The organism is Chryseobacterium sp. FP211-J200 (genome assembly GCF_001643375.1).
Classification (GTDB): Bacteria; Bacteroidota; Bacteroidia; order Flavobacteriales; family Weeksellaceae; genus Epilithonimonas; species Epilithonimonas ginsengisoli.
On sequence record NZ_LSHB01000069.1, the window covers coordinates 1 to 15,877 of the forward strand.

At 30.2% G+C, this 15,877-nt stretch carries 20 protein-coding genes; all 20 read right to left on the reverse strand.

Features of this window, described 5'->3' with window-relative positions; genetic code table 11:
• Positions 1-92: 92 nt before the first annotated feature.
• Positions 93-398 (reverse strand): hypothetical protein, encoded by a 306-nt coding sequence (locus AXA65_RS17835; protein ID WP_063971410.1) that lies wholly within the window; start codon positions 396-398, stop codon positions 93-95.
• A gap of 21 nt (positions 399-419) precedes the next feature.
• Positions 420-1,451, reverse strand: a complete 1,032-nt coding sequence (locus tag AXA65_RS17840) for a hypothetical protein (protein WP_063971411.1) — start codon at positions 1,449-1,451, stop codon at positions 420-422.
• A gap of 22 nt (positions 1,452-1,473) precedes the next feature.
• Positions 1,474-2,871 (reverse strand): hypothetical protein, encoded by a 1,398-nt coding sequence (locus AXA65_RS17845; protein WP_063971412.1) that lies wholly within the window; start codon positions 2,869-2,871, stop codon positions 1,474-1,476.
• Positions 2,872-2,873: 2 nt separating this feature from the next.
• On the reverse strand, positions 2,874-3,215 hold the full coding sequence (locus tag AXA65_RS17850) for a bacteriophage T4 gp5 trimerisation domain-containing protein (protein ID WP_131797848.1): 342 nt from the start codon (positions 3,213-3,215) through the stop codon (positions 2,874-2,876).
• Positions 3,216-3,408: 193 nt separating this feature from the next.
• The gene (locus AXA65_RS17855) at positions 3,409-3,879 is read right to left on the reverse strand and encodes a hypothetical protein (RefSeq protein WP_063971414.1); all 471 of its coding nucleotides are present in this window, start codon (positions 3,877-3,879) and stop codon (positions 3,409-3,411) included.
• A gap of 4 nt (positions 3,880-3,883) precedes the next feature.
• On the reverse strand, positions 3,884-5,353 hold the full coding sequence (locus tag AXA65_RS17860) for a hypothetical protein (RefSeq protein ID WP_086048267.1): 1,470 nt from the start codon (positions 5,351-5,353) through the stop codon (positions 3,884-3,886).
• Positions 5,354-5,355: 2 nt separating this feature from the next.
• Positions 5,356-5,895, reverse strand: coding sequence for a hypothetical protein (locus AXA65_RS17865; protein ID WP_063971415.1), 540 nt, complete (start codon positions 5,893-5,895; stop codon positions 5,356-5,358).
• 45 nt (positions 5,896-5,940) lie between these two features.
• The gene (locus tag AXA65_RS17870; protein WP_165596625.1) at positions 5,941-6,633 is read right to left on the reverse strand and encodes a DKNYY domain-containing protein; all 693 of its coding nucleotides are present in this window, start codon (positions 6,631-6,633) and stop codon (positions 5,941-5,943) included.
• Positions 6,612-7,649 (reverse strand): hypothetical protein, encoded by a 1,038-nt coding sequence (locus AXA65_RS17875; protein WP_063971417.1) that lies wholly within the window; start codon positions 7,647-7,649, stop codon positions 6,612-6,614. The genes AXA65_RS17870 and AXA65_RS17875 overlap by 22 nt, the downstream gene beginning before the upstream one ends.
• Positions 7,636-7,806: a hypothetical protein gene (locus AXA65_RS19985; protein ID WP_165596626.1), complete on the reverse strand. Its 171-nt coding sequence runs from the start codon at positions 7,804-7,806 to the stop codon at positions 7,636-7,638. Before AXA65_RS19985 ends, AXA65_RS17875 begins: the two co-directional genes overlap by 14 nt.
• Positions 7,807-7,816: 10 nt before the next feature.
• Positions 7,817-8,371 carry a hypothetical protein gene (locus AXA65_RS20330; RefSeq protein ID WP_228391710.1) on the reverse strand — a complete coding sequence of 185 codons (555 nt, stop codon included), beginning with the start codon at positions 8,369-8,371 and terminating at the stop codon, positions 7,817-7,819.
• Between the two features lie 57 nt (positions 8,372-8,428).
• Positions 8,429-9,139, reverse strand: coding sequence for a hypothetical protein (locus tag AXA65_RS17885; protein WP_063971419.1), 711 nt, complete (start codon positions 9,137-9,139; stop codon positions 8,429-8,431).
• Positions 9,140-9,151: 12 nt separating this feature from the next.
• Complete coding sequence (locus AXA65_RS17890) at positions 9,152-10,831, reverse strand: hypothetical protein (RefSeq protein ID WP_063971420.1); 1,680 nt, start codon at positions 10,829-10,831, stop codon at positions 9,152-9,154.
• A gap of 2 nt (positions 10,832-10,833) precedes the next feature.
• A complete protein-coding gene (locus AXA65_RS17895) occupies positions 10,834-11,160 on the reverse strand; it encodes a hypothetical protein (RefSeq protein WP_063971421.1) in 327 nt (108 codons plus the stop codon).
• A 216-nt stretch (positions 11,161-11,376) separates the two neighbouring features.
• Entirely contained in the window at positions 11,377-11,907 is a 531-nt protein-coding gene (locus AXA65_RS17900) for a hypothetical protein (protein WP_063971422.1), read from the reverse strand.
• Positions 11,907-13,049 (reverse strand): hypothetical protein, encoded by a 1,143-nt coding sequence (locus AXA65_RS17905; RefSeq protein WP_063971423.1) that lies wholly within the window; start codon positions 13,047-13,049, stop codon positions 11,907-11,909. The genes AXA65_RS17900 and AXA65_RS17905 overlap by 1 nt, the downstream gene beginning before the upstream one ends.
• A gap of 3 nt (positions 13,050-13,052) precedes the next feature.
• Positions 13,053-13,520 (reverse strand): bacteriophage T4 gp5 trimerisation domain-containing protein, encoded by a 468-nt coding sequence (locus tag AXA65_RS17910; protein ID WP_063971424.1) that lies wholly within the window; start codon positions 13,518-13,520, stop codon positions 13,053-13,055.
• A gap of 110 nt (positions 13,521-13,630) precedes the next feature.
• A complete protein-coding gene (locus AXA65_RS17915; RefSeq protein WP_063971425.1) occupies positions 13,631-14,281 on the reverse strand; it encodes a hypothetical protein in 651 nt (216 codons plus the stop codon).
• A 1-nt stretch (position 14,282) separates the two neighbouring features.
• Positions 14,283-15,518, reverse strand: a complete 1,236-nt coding sequence (locus AXA65_RS17920; RefSeq protein ID WP_063971426.1) for a hypothetical protein — start codon at positions 15,516-15,518, stop codon at positions 14,283-14,285.
• A gap of 2 nt (positions 15,519-15,520) precedes the next feature.
• Positions 15,521-15,877 (reverse strand): bacteriophage T4 gp5 trimerisation domain-containing protein (locus tag AXA65_RS19990; RefSeq protein WP_410492751.1); only part of this gene is annotated, 357 nt, incomplete at its 5' end.

Here is a 15,877-nt window from a genome sequence, read left to right on the forward strand (position 1 = left end):
TAATAATGCACTACGAGTAACATTATTATTTTTACAGGAAAAAAAGAAAAATGAAACCAATGTATAATAAAATATATTATTTCTCATTTTTACTAAATATTTAATATTATTTGTAAATTTTTAAACTTTTCCAATGCATCATGCTTTGATCCAATACTAGTAGAATCATAAGCTGGATTTATTGTTGGTATATGCCATTTTTTGTTCCAGTTATCATCTGTAGTTGTGAAATTTTTCCAGTTATTCCAATATACATCAGAAAGTACAACTGGTCCTTTAAACTTAAATAATTTATCGGAAAGATGAAATGTAGAATCTATATCACAAATATAAGAAACCAAACCTATAGAAGTCTGTAAGGCTTTTACAAAAGCCCCAGTAGAAACTCCAAAGGGCAATGCTGCTAAACCAATATATTTTTATTTTTCGAATTCTCCAATCATTATATGATTATTATTGTTTTTATCATAGAAACCGACATCTAAAACCATATATTTATCTTTATAATAACCTTTTGCAACTGATGTGGTAATAAAATTTTCTGTTGAATAATGTTTCCACGTTTTTCCATAATCATATGAATATCTCATTTCGAATTTTGGCATATTTCCAGTTACTTTAGAAGCAAAATTTTTGTAACGGTATAAACCCTTTTCTTCCTTTGGCGATATTGTAAATAGTTCTTTTTCATCTAAATTATACACTTTGCCCGAGGTGTTTAGCAAATTTGCCTTTCCTAGCGTGACCTCACCAAATGTATTCATTATTGTAGAATAGGAATCTTTCAAATGTCGTAATACCTTGTAGGACTTGGTTATTGCATTGTAAGCAACAATCTTATTCCCATCTTTTAAGAATGTGACATCCACTCCGGAATCATTCAAAATGTAATTCTTTTCGGTTACATCCGAAGGTAGTGGATACATTTCCTTTGTTAAAATATCGAACACATTTTTTTCATTATCTTTTGAGTAGATGACATAGTGCCCATTGAATTGCTTATAACTTATTTTATCATTAGAATTGTACTCATCTATTTTCTGAAACTTAAATGTCTCATTATCAATAAGATGAATTACATTTTTACCTTTTGGACTGTATCCATTACTATTAGTTTCTACCAAACTATATTTTGTTGAGAGAGTAATAGAGGTGACATTCTCTTCTGGAAATAAAATTTGATGAAATCTTTTCCCTTTATCTTTAGAGATAAATATAAATCCAAAATTATTCTGTCCAAGGACACTATCTCGTTTCGGAATACTGCCTGCCAAGAATACCGTATTTTCATCCAAAAATTTAAAAGTGCTAAATCTTGCATCATCAGTAGGTAAAAAATCTGCTGGACCTAAATCGATTCTGTCTTTATATAAGTCATAAAAAGTATATTTTGAGATCCAATTCATATTGCCTTTTACAATTGTTTGTGAACAGCCAAGAATTGCTGTCATAATTAATAATACATAGGTGATCCTAATTAAATATATTTTCCCAAAGCTCATCTAAAAATATTTTTATTTCTTCTGAATTAAATTCACCTATCAAACGTCTTATCTCATTCATATTATAGTTAGTACCAACCAGAATTGCCTGTTTCAAAGTCATCCACCAACCTTCGCCAAACCATTCCTTTAAGTCGGGCGTCAAAGCAACTCTGATTAAATCTTCTAAAGGCAATTTTTGCATTTTCATCGGATTGTACGCATCTGGGTGGGTTGCAAATGCAAACTCTTGGAAACGGTTATTGTCAAGTTCAATATTTGTATAATATTGTTTTTGTTTTTCTTGATCAAAGATATAGCTCCAAGTATCCCAATCATATCTTTCAAAATTATCATTAAAATTATCCTCTAATTCATCTACTAACATAGTGTCATAAATAGCTGCATAAGTTTTTTCTATGACACCCTTCTCCATGAACTCTTGTAGTTTAATTTTAGACTCCGTAAGCCAAGCTTGCCCTCTTGCTGTAAGTTTTGGCATCAGAACTCTGGAAAATCTTGTACAATATTTGAAGCCGTAGCTAAGCGAAGGTACGGGTTTGTATTTATTTCCCTGCTTTTCAATTTCTAGTACAGATACGCTTACCTTCTTCATTTCTTCAGTTAGGCTTAGTGTCCACCATTCATTTATATCATCTATTACGCTCCAAGAGCTCACTTTTCGCATCTCTCCAAAATAATAAACAGGTGGCATATGTCCGCAATTCTTATGTCGCCGCATAAAATCATCATATCTGAACCGGTAAAAATCGCAACTGCCATATTGCCTGTTATTAAAATTTTGTACAACACTTTTATCACATATTTCCACTTTCAAATATAAGCTTTGTAATAACGGTAGTTTTACATTTGTGTCTTCTCCGTAACTGCATTGAAAGAAAAGTTCAATTTCATCTCCAAAATCATCCTCAATGAAACCTGCTAAACCGTCGCTTAAGGTAAGATTATATACTATTTTATTATTTGTAACTGACTTTTCAGTAATTAGTTCACCTAAACTTCCATCCTGTCTAACTTCCCTCACATTGATAAGGTCATCACCTGCGCCACCATCTTCATCGTAAAGTTGCAATTGTACTTTAGCATTTGGGGCTGTGATGTCCTGTGTTTTTATATGAAAATATACAACCTGCCCTATTGCTGCTTGGGTTATTGTATTTGTGCCTTCAGCATCAGAACACCAAATACCTTCTTTAAAATAGTTGGATTTTCTTACTTCATCCTTTTTGGGAGTTCCGAATAATGTACCATTTGCTGCCGTGAAATGGCTAAACTGCCCCGCATAAGCTTCAAAAGTATCTGTAAAAACAGTCCAACTTCCTTCAATTTCTGTAGTATGGGTTCCCTCTGTAATTCTTATAATAGACATAATTAATGCATTTTAGAGTTTTCACCACTGTTATTATTAAAAGTCTTTTTAGAGTGGATGTCATTATTACCTTCGGAAACTATCTGTCTTGCTTTTGCCTGCTCTTTTACTTCTTTTGCTTTTGACTCTCTATTACCTTTCACGAACTCCATTAAACTGCCCACAACATTGGTCATAAAATTTCCACCAACGGTCACATTCTTAATCGTTCCAACACTTTCTTTCTGGCTCATTCCAACAGAATTATTTTGGTTTTGACCAACTGTTGTACTTTGATTACTTCCAATTGTAGAAGTCATATTCTCCGTCACATTAATGTTCATGTTCTTGCAGTTGAGTGTCATGGTTTCAGGAGCGGTGATGTTGATGTTGCTTCCTGTGGTGTCGAGATGGATTTCGTTTCCTGATTTATCAGTAATAATAATACTTTAATCTTCTGTGAAAATCACTTTGCATACGTTTTTGGTTTGGAAGGATTTTTCTAAAATTTCAAAGAGCTTCTATATGTTGTTTAAGAAACTATTCTATAAAAAAAAATTAATTGTTTCTTTCTAATTCATTTAGTAAGTCATTAAGTTTAATTGCATATTTTGGAATTTTGTCACTTGATGTAAAAGTGAAGTTTTTTTCTTGTTTATTAGCGTAATAAATGGAAAACGCCCACCCATTAGAATCATCCTGTAAACCATCACTAAAAAAAGAAACTAATTTATTTTCATTTTCCAAATCTCTAAATATTTCTGAATTATCTTTAATGATTATTTTGACCGTATCGGTTTTTATGACTTCTCCTTTTGGTGAGTTCAATTCTTTAATTATATATATTTTATCTCTATTTAAAGAATAATATTTTTTTGAAATATTCTTTGTCATATCAATCATACCCATTTTTCTTGATAAATGAATTTCTACAATATTATCTGCTTTCTTGCTTTCATTTATATTCTGATTTTTTTCTTTAAAACAAAAAAGCAATAATAAAATAAGTAATGTATATATATATTTCATTTTTTTAATAGTTAAAGATTAAACTTCTATCACTTCTCATTATATCCCATTGCCATTTGAAAAATGAAAACATTTTTCCTTTATAGATATTTGGTCCTGAGCTATATAATTGGCCATTTCTAAAAACACCAGCTTGCCAAGTATAATCCATATAATTGTCTGTATATCCGTGGTAAAAAGTGTGTCTTGCTCTGGAACCCTCTTGAAAAACATGAGGCAACGAAAGTGAATGACCACATTCATGCATTATTGTATGACCGTCTTTTAAGCCTGCATTATAAACAATATAAAAGTTACCCCAATTTCTATTAGAATCGAGAGAACAAGATCCCAAAACATTTCCGGCACTCAAAGAGGTTAAAAATAAATATGTTCTTTTATTTTGATTACCGTTTATCCCTTCTGCTGTTTTAAATTTTCCAAATTTATCATATAATTTTCCAATTGTGTTTTTAATAAATTCAGAATTACTACCACTCATATTTTGCTTGAACGCAATTACATCTCTATCATTCGCTGGAAGTGAATTAATATCAAATTCTGTATCAACTTTTACTTCTGCTCTTATTAGTGCCTGATTAAAAGACTGTCTCTTAAAAAGATGTTGATAATCATCCTTAAGTTGTGCTTTATTTGCTCCCGTTATTACATTCACCACAACAATTTCAGCTTTCGGAATTACATCGTTTTTATACACCATTAATTTACCTACCTCAACTTTTTCTTCATTTAATTTTGCAAAAACTTTGATTTCAGTGTAATCAGATAGAGCCCCACCACTACATTTTATATTTACTTTTTTGTTCAATCTATAATAGTTAATAACTTTTCCGTTTAGATTTCTCGATTGTTTTCTAGCTTTTATTACCTCTGCAACTGATATTTTTTCAGGAATTACTTTCAGAAAACGATTGGTGCTTTCTAAAATAATTTCTGTACCATCTGATATTATTGTATCTAGTTCATCAAATTGCAAATCTAAATCTACACCAGCTTTATGCATTGTAAATCCATGTGCAAATTCTTTAGTAGTGGTAGCAGGAAATATAGAGAGCCATGCCGGATAGTATCTTATTCCATAAGGAACAATGTTATTAGGAACACCACTTAAATATTCTTGTTTTAGGGAGGCTACATTTTTACATAGTGCGGTTGGTGCATTTATATGATTCCCATTATTGTCATTCGTAACTGTAACCATAGGAATAAAATACTCTTCTCTCAACCAGTCAAAACCATATTCTCCTTGGTAAGAAGAAGGTCTTCTAAAGTGAACTAAAAATCTTTTCAAAGCAACATTACTCGAAATGGAAGGTGCTTCTCTATTTATTCCACTATATATACCATTTCTATTTCCATTTTGAGAAAAATTACCTTCTAGCGAGTTATTTATAATTTTCCCCTTTGCAAAAGTTTCATTACTTCCGCCTGTAGTCTCAATATAATCTCCTCCGATATAACTTTCTTTACTCATAATTAATGACCTAAGTTTTTATTAGCAGACATATTCTCTACGATATCTTCTGAATGTTGTGCATAGTTTCCTTTGCTTTGGGTAGTTATAACGCCATTAGCAATTCTTACTCTATCTTTTTCAGTATGAGATTCTTTATTTCCTGTGATAAATTCTACCATTTTTCCAGTAACATTTGTAATAAAATCTGTACCCACCGATAACATATTGAGCAATCCAACTGTAGATGTTTTATTCATTCCTGCACTTTCAGAAATATTCATTCCTACAGAATTATTTTGGTTTTCGCCAACAGTGGTATTCATGTTTTGAGCGACATCAATATTTAAGTTATTGCACTTAATATTAATCGTCTCCGGCGCTGTAATATTAATATTGCTTCCCGTAGTATCCAGATGGATCTCGTTGCCGGATTTGTCAGTAATTACGATGCTCTCGTCCTCTGTAAAGATAACTCTATGCCCACTTCGGGTTTGAATTGATTTTACTCGATTATCAACTCCGCCACCCAAAGCTGTTCCCCCATGAAACATTCCACCCATTACAAATGGTCGATCGAAGTAATTTATAAAAAGGAATTATAGAGATTAATTTTGGTTTGGAAAATATTTTTTTTGATATTCAACTTGGTTATTCCATAAGTAATTTTTTGAAAATTCTTGATAGATCATGATTTTATCTCCTGAATATATATGTTTTTGATCTGTACCAATAGAAGCTTCCCACTCAGATTTATTTCGTTGAACATTTATAACTTTAAAAGAAGAGATATCTGCATTCAAAACCTCCAAACCTCTCCAATAAATTTTATCATTTATCTTTATATAAGCTCCACCAAGTAGCTCATAATTGTTTGGTTTTTCAATTTGTAAAAAAGTTGGAGACAAAAAATTTTCTTCTGAATATATATATATATAATTTTTATCTCTAAAATAATTATAAAAAGGATTATTTATGTAATTAGAATTGTTTATTTTACCTTTTTCAGCTTCATTCAACGGAATTGGAACAAAAGTTTTAATATCAATAATATTTTTATTTTCGACTTGAATATTTTTACTAGTTGTAACTGATTTAAAAAAAATACTATCATTTTTTATATAAAAATTATCTGCTTTTTTTTCATCCAAAAAACAAGGAACCTTAATCCACAAGTTGCCAACTTTATCTTGTTGAATAAAAGTTTTATTAATTTTTTCACTTTCTTTTTCTTGCCCTTTACAAGAAAAAAAAAAGAAAACGAACAAGCTGTATAATATCATTTTTTTTGAATTTTCCATAAGATTGTTTTTGTGGAGTCCCATTGTGATGATTTTCCTGAATTATATCTATTTAAACAAGTATTTGCAAATGTCCAACTTGTTTGCTTTCTTATTCCTTGAGCTGTTTGGTTAATATTTCCAGTAGATGTTGTTATGCCATGTTGATCGTATACCGTGTATTTTGCATTACACGGATTTGTATTATCGATAACTAATAATAATGTATGAAATCCATTTGTAACAGTAAAATAAAAAACATGAAAACCTATTTTGTTTCTTATTGCATTTTGAAAATAAGCATTCAATGTGTTTTCTCCACCAGACTTAAAACCAATTATATCATATTTAACAGCATTATAGGTATTTTGATCAACAATAGAAGTTCTTTTTGTATGATCAATACTATAATCGTTAAAATCAAACTTACTAGATACGAAACCCTTTGCTTGAATTTTGTTTCCTCTATCTATAGCCGTTAATCCTGAAAAGCCAATTCTATTTCTATGTCTGTGTGTACCCCTTTCAACAGAATAAAAATCTGTATAATTTTGCAATAATTCAGATATTCCTCTTTCAGCTGCCTGCATGCAATAATTCTCATCATACTCTGGAGCGGTTCCTGCATCCGCAAAAGGGGCTATGTAATTTATCTCATTTATCAATTTTTGGGCTTCAGTTCCGGAAAAAACATCTTTATAATTTATACATTTTATTTTAATTACATTTAACGTTTTTCCTTCAACCTTTACTGTAATAACTGTCTCCCCAATTGCCTTACCAGTTATTTTTGTATTTAAAATCCATTCATTCTCAGCATTCCAGACAGAAGTAGATAAAGAAACATTCGAATTATTAAGTTCAAATTTTATATCTCTTTTTTCATCATCATTTTTTCCTCCTACTTTAAATCTTGCTTCTCTTGTTTCATTAATGCCAATATTATACTCTACAATTTTGGAGCATTCAAAATTTACAGAACTTGGAAAAACTGCCCGCTTAATTTCGAACCAATCTGAATAGCTAACCCCGCCCATCTGCTTTTATTTTTTTAGTACTATTAAATTCTAAATTATCTTCTATAGCATCAAATATCATTTTTTTAGTACTGTTTATGTTCAATTTCCCAGTAACAATGATATCTTTATTATGTGTAATAACACTTATATTCTTTGCTTGTTTTATAATTGCCATACTAATGATTTTAATGATTCGTTCCTTTTTCACCACTATTCATATGAACTGTTTTTGCACTTTGTATAAGGATATCTTCTTCAGAACTTGTTGCTGTCATTTTCTTTGCAAAAATATCGGAGGTTGAAGACTGCCTTGTATAATCCTTATCCACCATTTCTGTTCTATTATTAGACATTTCCATACGATTACCTGTTGCTGTTTCAAAAATATCATTACCCGCAGAAATTGTAATATTATTGGTAACAGAAGTACTTTGGTTTTCACCAATAATTGATGTCATACTCTTTCCCACATTAATATCCAAATTCTCACCAACGTTAAACGTCATATTTTTCGGAGCAGTCACCGTAATATTACCTTTTCCATCCATAAAATAAGTATTCCCACTGGGATCTAAAATGGTAACACTTTTTTCATCATCATTCATTAAAACTTTGATACCACTTTTGGTTTGGATGGAACGCATGTGGTTGTTTATTCCTCCACCAAGTCCCACCTGTCCATGAAACATACCACCCATTACAAAAGGTCGGTCGGGATGATTGTGTACAAAACCAACCATCACTTGATCGCCGACTTTAAGGATTGTAAGGAATAGTTTTCTTGAATAAAAAAAGCCTTAATAACAAGGCTCTTTCTTATTAAAAATACAATGTGGAAAACGTACATCTACCGAATCTTTTAAAGTATAAATTTTCGTACTATCAATTTTCCCTTCTTTATTGTAATATTTCCATTCTCCGAATTTAAAATTGTTTCTTACTTCTCCTTCTTCTTTTAAAGTTTCTTTGCTAAATTTTTGGTTTTTACCATTCCAGTCACTAAAATAGTAGTTTTTTAAAATACCATTTCCCTTAGAAAGGAAAACATTATGTTCAATAAAGTTATAATTTGTATTTCCTTCTTCATCATAAGAAACTGAATACATACTAGGACGAGGATTATTATTTACATTTATAACATATCCTGTAGCCTTCCCTTTTATAAAGTATAAGATATAATCAATTTCTTCACTTTGTCTGTAAAAAACTCTAAGACTGTCTATTTTTTTTTTCTTAAAAAAAAGAATGTCATTTTTTATATTATATAATTTTTTAACAGTATTAATACTTTGCGATTTTTTAAAATCATATGCTCGTATTGAAGAAATGTTTTTGTCGTTATACCAATCATCTGATTTTTTAAAGTTGATTTCCGAATCACCACAAGCAAGTTTATATTTTATTTGTGATATTTTTATGAGTTTAGGTTTTTGGGCTATCGGCAATTTTTGGGCACTGTAATTTGAAATGAACAAAATGATTATAATTGTTGAAAATATTTTTTTCATGATATTAAAATTTTAATGATAGTATTTTTTTGTCTCATCTTCAATAACTCTCCACTGCCACTTGAAAAAAGTTTTCTGATTTTGCAAATCATAATCCATTATGTTTTCTGTTTTTTGGTCTTCAAATTTATATGGATTTTTTTTAAGAATATTTAGTTCATCTTCATAATATTTTATAATTTCATTATATGAGTTAATATTTTCATCTAATGCTTTAATTGCTTCGGATTTTTCAGTTGGATGTGTACTATAATATACTTGGTTAGCACTTAAATGTGTTGTCTTTTTCGTTCTTTCTACATTTTGTTTTCTACGATATTCGGTCAATTTATTTTGAGCATCAGTTATCTTTTGTTGAACTGTTTGCCCTTCTTTAAAAGTATGTTCTAAACCTAATGTATGAGCAATTTCGTGTGCATATGAAGGTAGATGACCTATATTGCTTTTAAAAATAATACAATGTTTATTCGTAAGTGGATTGTTATAACTTGAACCTCCTGTTGTTGGTGTTTTTAGAGGACATAAATATAATAAAATACATTTTTGTTTAGCTATGTTTCCATTAACTAGATTAAACTGCAAGTTAAATAGGTTTACACTTTTTCCTGAACTTACTTCAAAAGTACTTCTTGTAGTTATTATGTCTTTAATATCTGTATACTTGCTATCAGAAATCATCGAAGGATTTGGACTTTTTCCGAGATTTGCTGTTTCAAATGTATTTGTACTTAATGGCATTTTTAATACATTTCCTGAAGCATCTTTATCAATCAATTTTACTTGTACTAATCCTTGGTTTAAACTATTCTCATTTAAATATTTTTCTAAACCAGCTAATCCGCCAATTTTTGCAAATTCTGTATCAATAACTGCTTCACCAAAACTAGGATTATCACTTATAAATGCTTTTATCACATACACATTTATTGTATATTTAGGCTGGTCACTATTCTTCATAACCATCATTTTTCCCACCTCTTTTTTATCTTCTATTCCCGAGGAAGGATCTTTAAGTTTTGCGAAGATTTTAATTTGTTCATTTACCGTAAAGGCTCGGTTACATTTTACTTTCACTTGATTATTTGCAAGATAATAATCTCTTGTAGCAGTACCTCCGAGATTTTTGCTTTGTTTACCTCCTGCAATCAATGTGCTCAATGCAATATTCGTCGGTGTTATTAGCAAATCAGAATTACTGCTTTCAAACAAAATTTCTGTTGCATCAGAAGATAAAGTTTCTAATTCTTCTACTTCTATATCTAAAGTAACCTCTTGATTCAGCATTAAATTCAGAAAACTGCAATAGTAGTCTTTTCCATAGGGCGAAATAATGTTAGATACATCTGTTGTTTTGTATTCTATTTTTAGTTTTGTTAGATCAAGAGATAATTCTTTATTTGTTCCTCCAACGTTTGTTATCGGATAAATATATTCATCCCGTATCCAATCAAACCCAAACTCTCCGTTGTATGTAGTATTTCTTCTAAAATGTATTAAAAATTTCTTTAAAACTATATTTGTTGAAATTATCGGAGGTTCTTCATTAGTAGCATAGCTCACTCCTGAGCCAAGTCCATTCTGTGTAAATTGATTTCCAAAGGAAGAGTTTTCAATATTTTTCCCTGCATAGGTTTTGGAAGCACCTCCGGTGGTTTCAATATAATCTCCTCCTATAAAAGATTCCTTGCCCATAACTAATGGTTTTTTGAAATTTCTGCAGAATTATTCCTAATCTCTTTTTGAGAATGCTGTTCAAAAACTCCCTGACTTTGATTGGTAATTTTACCATTGGCAACTCTTAATCGATCTTTTTCTGTATGCGATTCTTTATTTCCGGTAATAAACTCGGTCATTTTCCCTGTAACGTTTGTAATAAAATCAGTTCCAACAGAGAGCATATTTAATAAACCAACAGTAGAAGTTCTATTCATACCTGCACTTTCAGAAATATTCATTCCCACGGTATTGTTTTGGTTCATTCCCACGTTTGTGTTCATACTTTCCGTCACATTGATATTCATATTCTTGCAATTTAGCGTCATCGTTTCCGGTGCCGTTATATTAATATTGCTTCCCGTCGTATCTAAATGAATCTCATTACCGGATTTATCGGTGATAATAATACTTTCATCTTCCGTGCAAACAACTAGGTGGCTATTTTAAAAAAGTAAAAGATTTCGGATATTGAAACTAGATTTAATAATTTAAACAATTAATTTCTGGTTAAAGAAAATAGATTAATCAAGCATTATGAAATTGTAATATTTATTATTTTCATCTTGAATTTTTAGTAATTTTATCTTTAAACGAATGGATTTTTTCGGTGCACAATCAAAAAAATTTAAACTATGAATGTAGTAAGAATTATTGCCCTGACTTATTTCATATGCGGTTCCGCCTTTTAAAATTTGTTTACGTAAAGTATTATTCATTTCGATATTTCCAACATTCCACGAATTTATAGCAGATTTTCCACAATTATTTATAGCGCCTATTATTTCACTATTTTGGCTCTTTACTACTTTTCCTTTTAACTTTTCAAAATAATTTAAAGTCTGGATGATTTTAATAGTTTCACCTGTTGCCAAATTTATTGGCAGTTCAACTATCGTGTCTTTTTTAACAATAGGCGTAGATATTAAATCAGGTGGGTCTTCTTTTTGAGGTTTTATATTTTTAAAATTTAAACTATTCTTATTGCAAGAAAGCAATAAGAAAGAAAAAAAAATTAAATAGAAAAATAAACTTTTAAACTTCATAAATTTCATTATTTTATTTTTATAGATTCTATTACTCTTGCAAGAGTATATTTTTTATTAGGAGTATTTTGTATATATCCGTTTCTTATATCACCTTCACCTTCAATTTTATTTTCTTTACATTTACAATATAATTTATTTTCTAAAGAAGCACCAATATCTGAATCACCACTTGCATTGTCATAAAAATAGAAGAATTTACCTTTAGAGTCTTCTCCCATACCAACGATTATTATAAAATGATCTGTAATAGTATCTCTGTTTGGAGTCCCAGGACTATCATCAACTCCACAAAGTATTGGTGTGCTTTCTTGTAATGCCTTCTTCATATAATCGACCGCTTTTTTTAATTCTTCTGGATAAAAAGTTTGGATATGATTAATTTCTTTTGCAATCTGATATTGTTTTCCTAAAGGAGAAAACTTAAAATTCTTTAATTGAAGTACTCCTAATTTATAACATTTATCACCTTCTCCTGGATAAGCAGAATTCCAATTAATATGTTGAGATTTTGGAATAATAGGAAGAATACTTAACCAATCGCCACAAATTTGACAATTTTCTTTATACAATTTCACAGCACCACAAAACACATTTTCCACACCTCCATCAAAAAAATCATCGTTATCATCAGCATAAAAGTCTATTTGTGCAAGGTCTTTGGTTCTGTCCCATTTAAACACAAAACGGTCACCATATTTTAAATTTTCAAAAATAATTTTACCGAGATTCTCTCCTTTACTATTAAAAGAAATTGCCGTAATGTTTCCGCCATCTGAATCATTGGCATTTGGATTTCCTTTTTTCACATCAAAATTGATAGGAATAATTTTATCGGTAGTTTTGAATTTCAACAAATTCACCAAAGGTTTTTGAAGAGATTCTTCTATAAGTTTGCTTAAGGTCCAAGTGCTTTTTGAAGTCTCGACAGTATAAAAAGTATCCACAGATTCATCAATAATGACAACTGGAATATATGCATTATCTGAAACTTCTGCAGGTGCAGTTTCAGGATTCCCGATTAAAGTTCCACTTGCTGCTGTGAAATGGCTGTTTTGTCCAGCATAAGCCTCAAATTCATCGGTAAAAACAGTCCAACCTCCTTCAATCTCGGTTGTGTGCTCTCCTTCCGTTATTCTTATTATAGACATTTCCTAATGTATTTTAGAGTTTTCACCACTATTATTATTGAACGTTTTTTTGGAGTGGATGTCGTTGTTTTCCTGTGATATAATCTGTCGCATCTTTGATTGCTCTTTTACTTCTTTCGCTTTAGATTCCCTATTTCCTTTCACAAATTCTATTAAATTACCTACAACATTGGTCATAAAACTAGCACCAACTGAAAGATTTTTCATCATTCCCACGCTTTCTGTTTGATTCATACCTACAGAATTAGTTTGATTTTGACCAACTGTTGTACTTTGATTACTTCCAATTGTAGAAGTCATGTTTTCACCCACATTAATAAACATATTCTTACAGTTCAGCGTCATCGTTTCCGGAGCAGTGATATTAATATTACTTCCCGTTGTATCCAGATGAATTTCATTACCCGATCTATCGGTAATAATAATACTTTCATCTTCTGTGAAAACCACTTTATGTCCGCTTCGGGTCATGATAGATTTTACACGGTTGTCTGCAAATCCTCCCAGATCAACTCAACCATGAAACATTCCGCCAATGATGTAAGGTAGGTCTTGATAATTGTGGACGAATTTAAAATAGTTTATTTTATTTGCTCATATGAACCAATCATGTAAGTTCTGATAATAAACTTAAATTTATTATTATTATCATTATTCGATAAAAATAAATCTATAGTTTTATCTGTTTTGGGATATGTAAAGGGGTTGTAAATGATTGAAATAATTTTATTATCTTCTAATATGTAGACGGTACCTCTTTTAAAATAGTCAAAGAAATAATTACCTTTTTCAAATTCGTTATTTTTGTCTGTTAGTTGTTTTTTTAAGTTTTCAAATACTTCTTCAGCTGTAAATTTATTTTCGTAATAAATTTCAGAAATTTCAAGGTTATTTTCTGTTTTTATTGTTATTCCTTTTTTTATCTTATCCAAAAAATATAATTTATTTAGTACGGGATAAACACAATAAAATATTTTGCTTTTGTTTAGAGAAGAATAGTTTTTGCTTCCTTTTATGAGAATGTTGAATGTCTTATTAACAGAATCCTTTTTACTCAGATTTATTTTAGGAACTTCTTTCTGTAACTCTTCAATTTTATATTCCCTTAAAACAATACTATCACTTTTTATTTCAGTTGTATCTGTTTTTTTATGTGTTATTTTATCATTTTTCTTAGTTTCACAATTAGTAAAACAGAATGTTAACATAAGTAATAAAAATAAGGCTTTCATATTATTTTTTGTCTTTTAAATTAGTGCCCATCATTATTTTCTTTGCTTTGTCTCCGAGAGAAAATTCTCTATGTATACCAGCATAATCATAATATTTTATACCAATTATATTACCGGAATTATCATAAATATATGATTTAAAAATAACAGAATGTCCACCATCAAAGTTTGGAGCGTTTTTTCCACGAAGAGCATTTTTAATTTCTTCTTTTAATAATGTCCAACCGATTTCATTATAGTCATTCCAATACTGGATCATTGCGCCTTCTTCTAATTTCCCTTCCCAAATATCTTTGGGTGGTACCAAGTTACCATAGCCATTTTTAGATAATGCACCGCCAACTCCATAACCAAAATATTTATCTTCAATAGTAGGAATTATTGTCCCTGAAAATCGATAATCTTCATGTTTTGTATTTACAATTATAGCATCAGTGATATTCCATTCATCAAAATATGCTTTTTCTACTCTTTTCATTGTGATAGCAAAACACATTCCATGAGGGTTTTGATATAGGTTAGCTACTTTAAAGGATTCTTCGGGAAAATTAGATGTATGTGTTCCCGGTAATTGTTGCGAAATACTTGCAACTAATGATTCTTCAATATTTGACGTTAGTCTTTTACCAACTTTTGAACCTTTTAATTTTATTGCACCACAATATACATTTTTCACTTCACCATCAAAATACCAATCGTTATCATCTGCATAAAATTGTAATTGAAAAATATTTTTCCTTTTGTCCCAATCTACAAAAAATGTATCACCATATTTTATATCTTCAATTATTTTATAATCTGAAGAATTTCCCTTTCCTTCATCACTAAAATACCAGATTTTCAGATTACCGCCATCACTATCATTTGCATTGGAGCTCCCTTTTTCTGCTTTAAACTTGATTCTTACTATTTGGCTATCCGAAATAAAGTTTATCTCATGTGATTTTTGGTTTCTTAAATTTGTATCAATTTTATCATCAAAAGTCCATTCTTCATTTTTATTAATAACTATTTTGTATGATTTGAATAAATCATCATCATTTATTGGAGTAATGACTGGTATAAAAGCATCATCCGAAACTTTAGGTGTTGCATCGGGGATTCCAAAATTAGTTCCTGCCTCTGATGTAAAATGACTGAATTGTCCTGCATACGCATCAAATTTATCAGTAAAAACTGTCCAACTTCCCTCGATTTCTGTAGTGTGAGTTCCCTCCGTGATTCTGATTATCGACATAATTAATGCATTTTAGAGTTTTCACCGCTATTATTATTAAATGTATCTTTAGAATGTATATGATTATTTTCTTCGGAAACAATCTGTCTTGTTTTTGTTTGTTCTTTTACTTCCTTTGCTTTAGAATCTCGATTTCCTTTTACAAATTCCATCAAACTTCCTACAACATTGGTCATATAGTTCGCCCCCACAGAAACGTTTTTTAAAGCACCAATACTTTCAGTCTGGTTCATACCCACAGAGTTGATTTGGTTTTCACCAACAGAAGTACTTTGATTGTTTCCAATAGTAGAAGTCATGCTTTCTGCAACATTAATAAACAAATTCTTACAATTAAAAGTCATCGTCTCTGGTGCTGT

Excerpts from the sequence above, each read along its gene's own strand:
- AXA65_RS17850 (WP_131797848.1), bottom strand. The coding sequence starts at position 3,215 with ATGACACTCAACTGCAAGAACATGAACATTAATGTGACGGAGAATATG.
- AXA65_RS17910 (WP_063971424.1), bottom strand. The coding sequence starts at position 13,520 with ATGACCCGAAGCGGACATAAAGTGGTTTTCACAGAAGATGAAAGTATT.
- AXA65_RS17915 (WP_063971425.1), bottom strand. The coding sequence starts at position 14,281 with ATGAAAGCCTTATTTTTATTACTTATGTTAACATTCTGTTTTACTAAT.
- AXA65_RS17890 (WP_063971420.1), bottom strand. The coding sequence starts at position 10,831 with ATGGGCAAGGAATCTTTTATAGGAGGAGATTATATTGAAACCACCGGA.
- AXA65_RS17895 (WP_063971421.1), bottom strand. The coding sequence starts at position 11,160 with ATGAATATCAATGTGACGGAAAGTATGAACACAAACGTGGGAATGAAC.
- AXA65_RS19985 (WP_165596626.1), bottom strand. The coding sequence starts at position 7,806 with ATGGCAATTATAAAACAAGCAAAGAATATAAGTGTTATTACACATAAT.
- AXA65_RS17905 (WP_063971423.1), bottom strand. The coding sequence starts at position 13,049 with ATGTCTATAATAAGAATAACGGAAGGAGAGCACACAACCGAGATTGAA.
- AXA65_RS17875 (WP_063971417.1), bottom strand. The coding sequence starts at position 7,649 with ATGGGCGGGGTTAGCTATTCAGATTGGTTCGAAATTAAGCGGGCAGTT.
- AXA65_RS17900 (WP_063971422.1), bottom strand. The coding sequence starts at position 11,907 with ATGAAATTTATGAAGTTTAAAAGTTTATTTTTCTATTTAATTTTTTTT.
- AXA65_RS17840 (WP_063971411.1), bottom strand. The coding sequence starts at position 1,451 with ATGACAGCAATTCTTGGCTGTTCACAAACAATTGTAAAAGGCAATATG.
- AXA65_RS17865 (WP_063971415.1), bottom strand. The coding sequence starts at position 5,895 with ATGGGTGGAATGTTTCATGGGGGAACAGCTTTGGGTGGCGGAGTTGAT.
- AXA65_RS17885 (WP_063971419.1), bottom strand. The coding sequence starts at position 9,139 with ATGAAAAAAATATTTTCAACAATTATAATCATTTTGTTCATTTCAAAT.
- AXA65_RS20330 (WP_228391710.1), bottom strand. The coding sequence starts at position 8,371 with ATGGTTGGTTTTGTACACAATCATCCCGACCGACCTTTTGTAATGGGT.
- AXA65_RS17845 (WP_063971412.1), bottom strand. The coding sequence starts at position 2,871 with ATGTCTATTATAAGAATTACAGAGGGAACCCATACTACAGAAATTGAA.
- AXA65_RS17870 (WP_165596625.1), bottom strand. The coding sequence starts at position 6,633 with ATGGAAAATTCAAAAAAAATGATATTATACAGCTTGTTCGTTTTCTTT.
- AXA65_RS17860 (WP_086048267.1), bottom strand. The coding sequence starts at position 5,353 with ATGAGTAAAGAAAGTTATATCGGAGGAGATTATATTGAGACTACAGGC.
- AXA65_RS17920 (WP_063971426.1), bottom strand. The coding sequence starts at position 15,518 with ATGTCGATAATCAGAATCACGGAGGGAACTCACACTACAGAAATCGAG.
- AXA65_RS17855 (WP_063971414.1), bottom strand. The coding sequence starts at position 3,879 with ATGAAATATATATATACATTACTTATTTTATTATTGCTTTTTTGTTTT.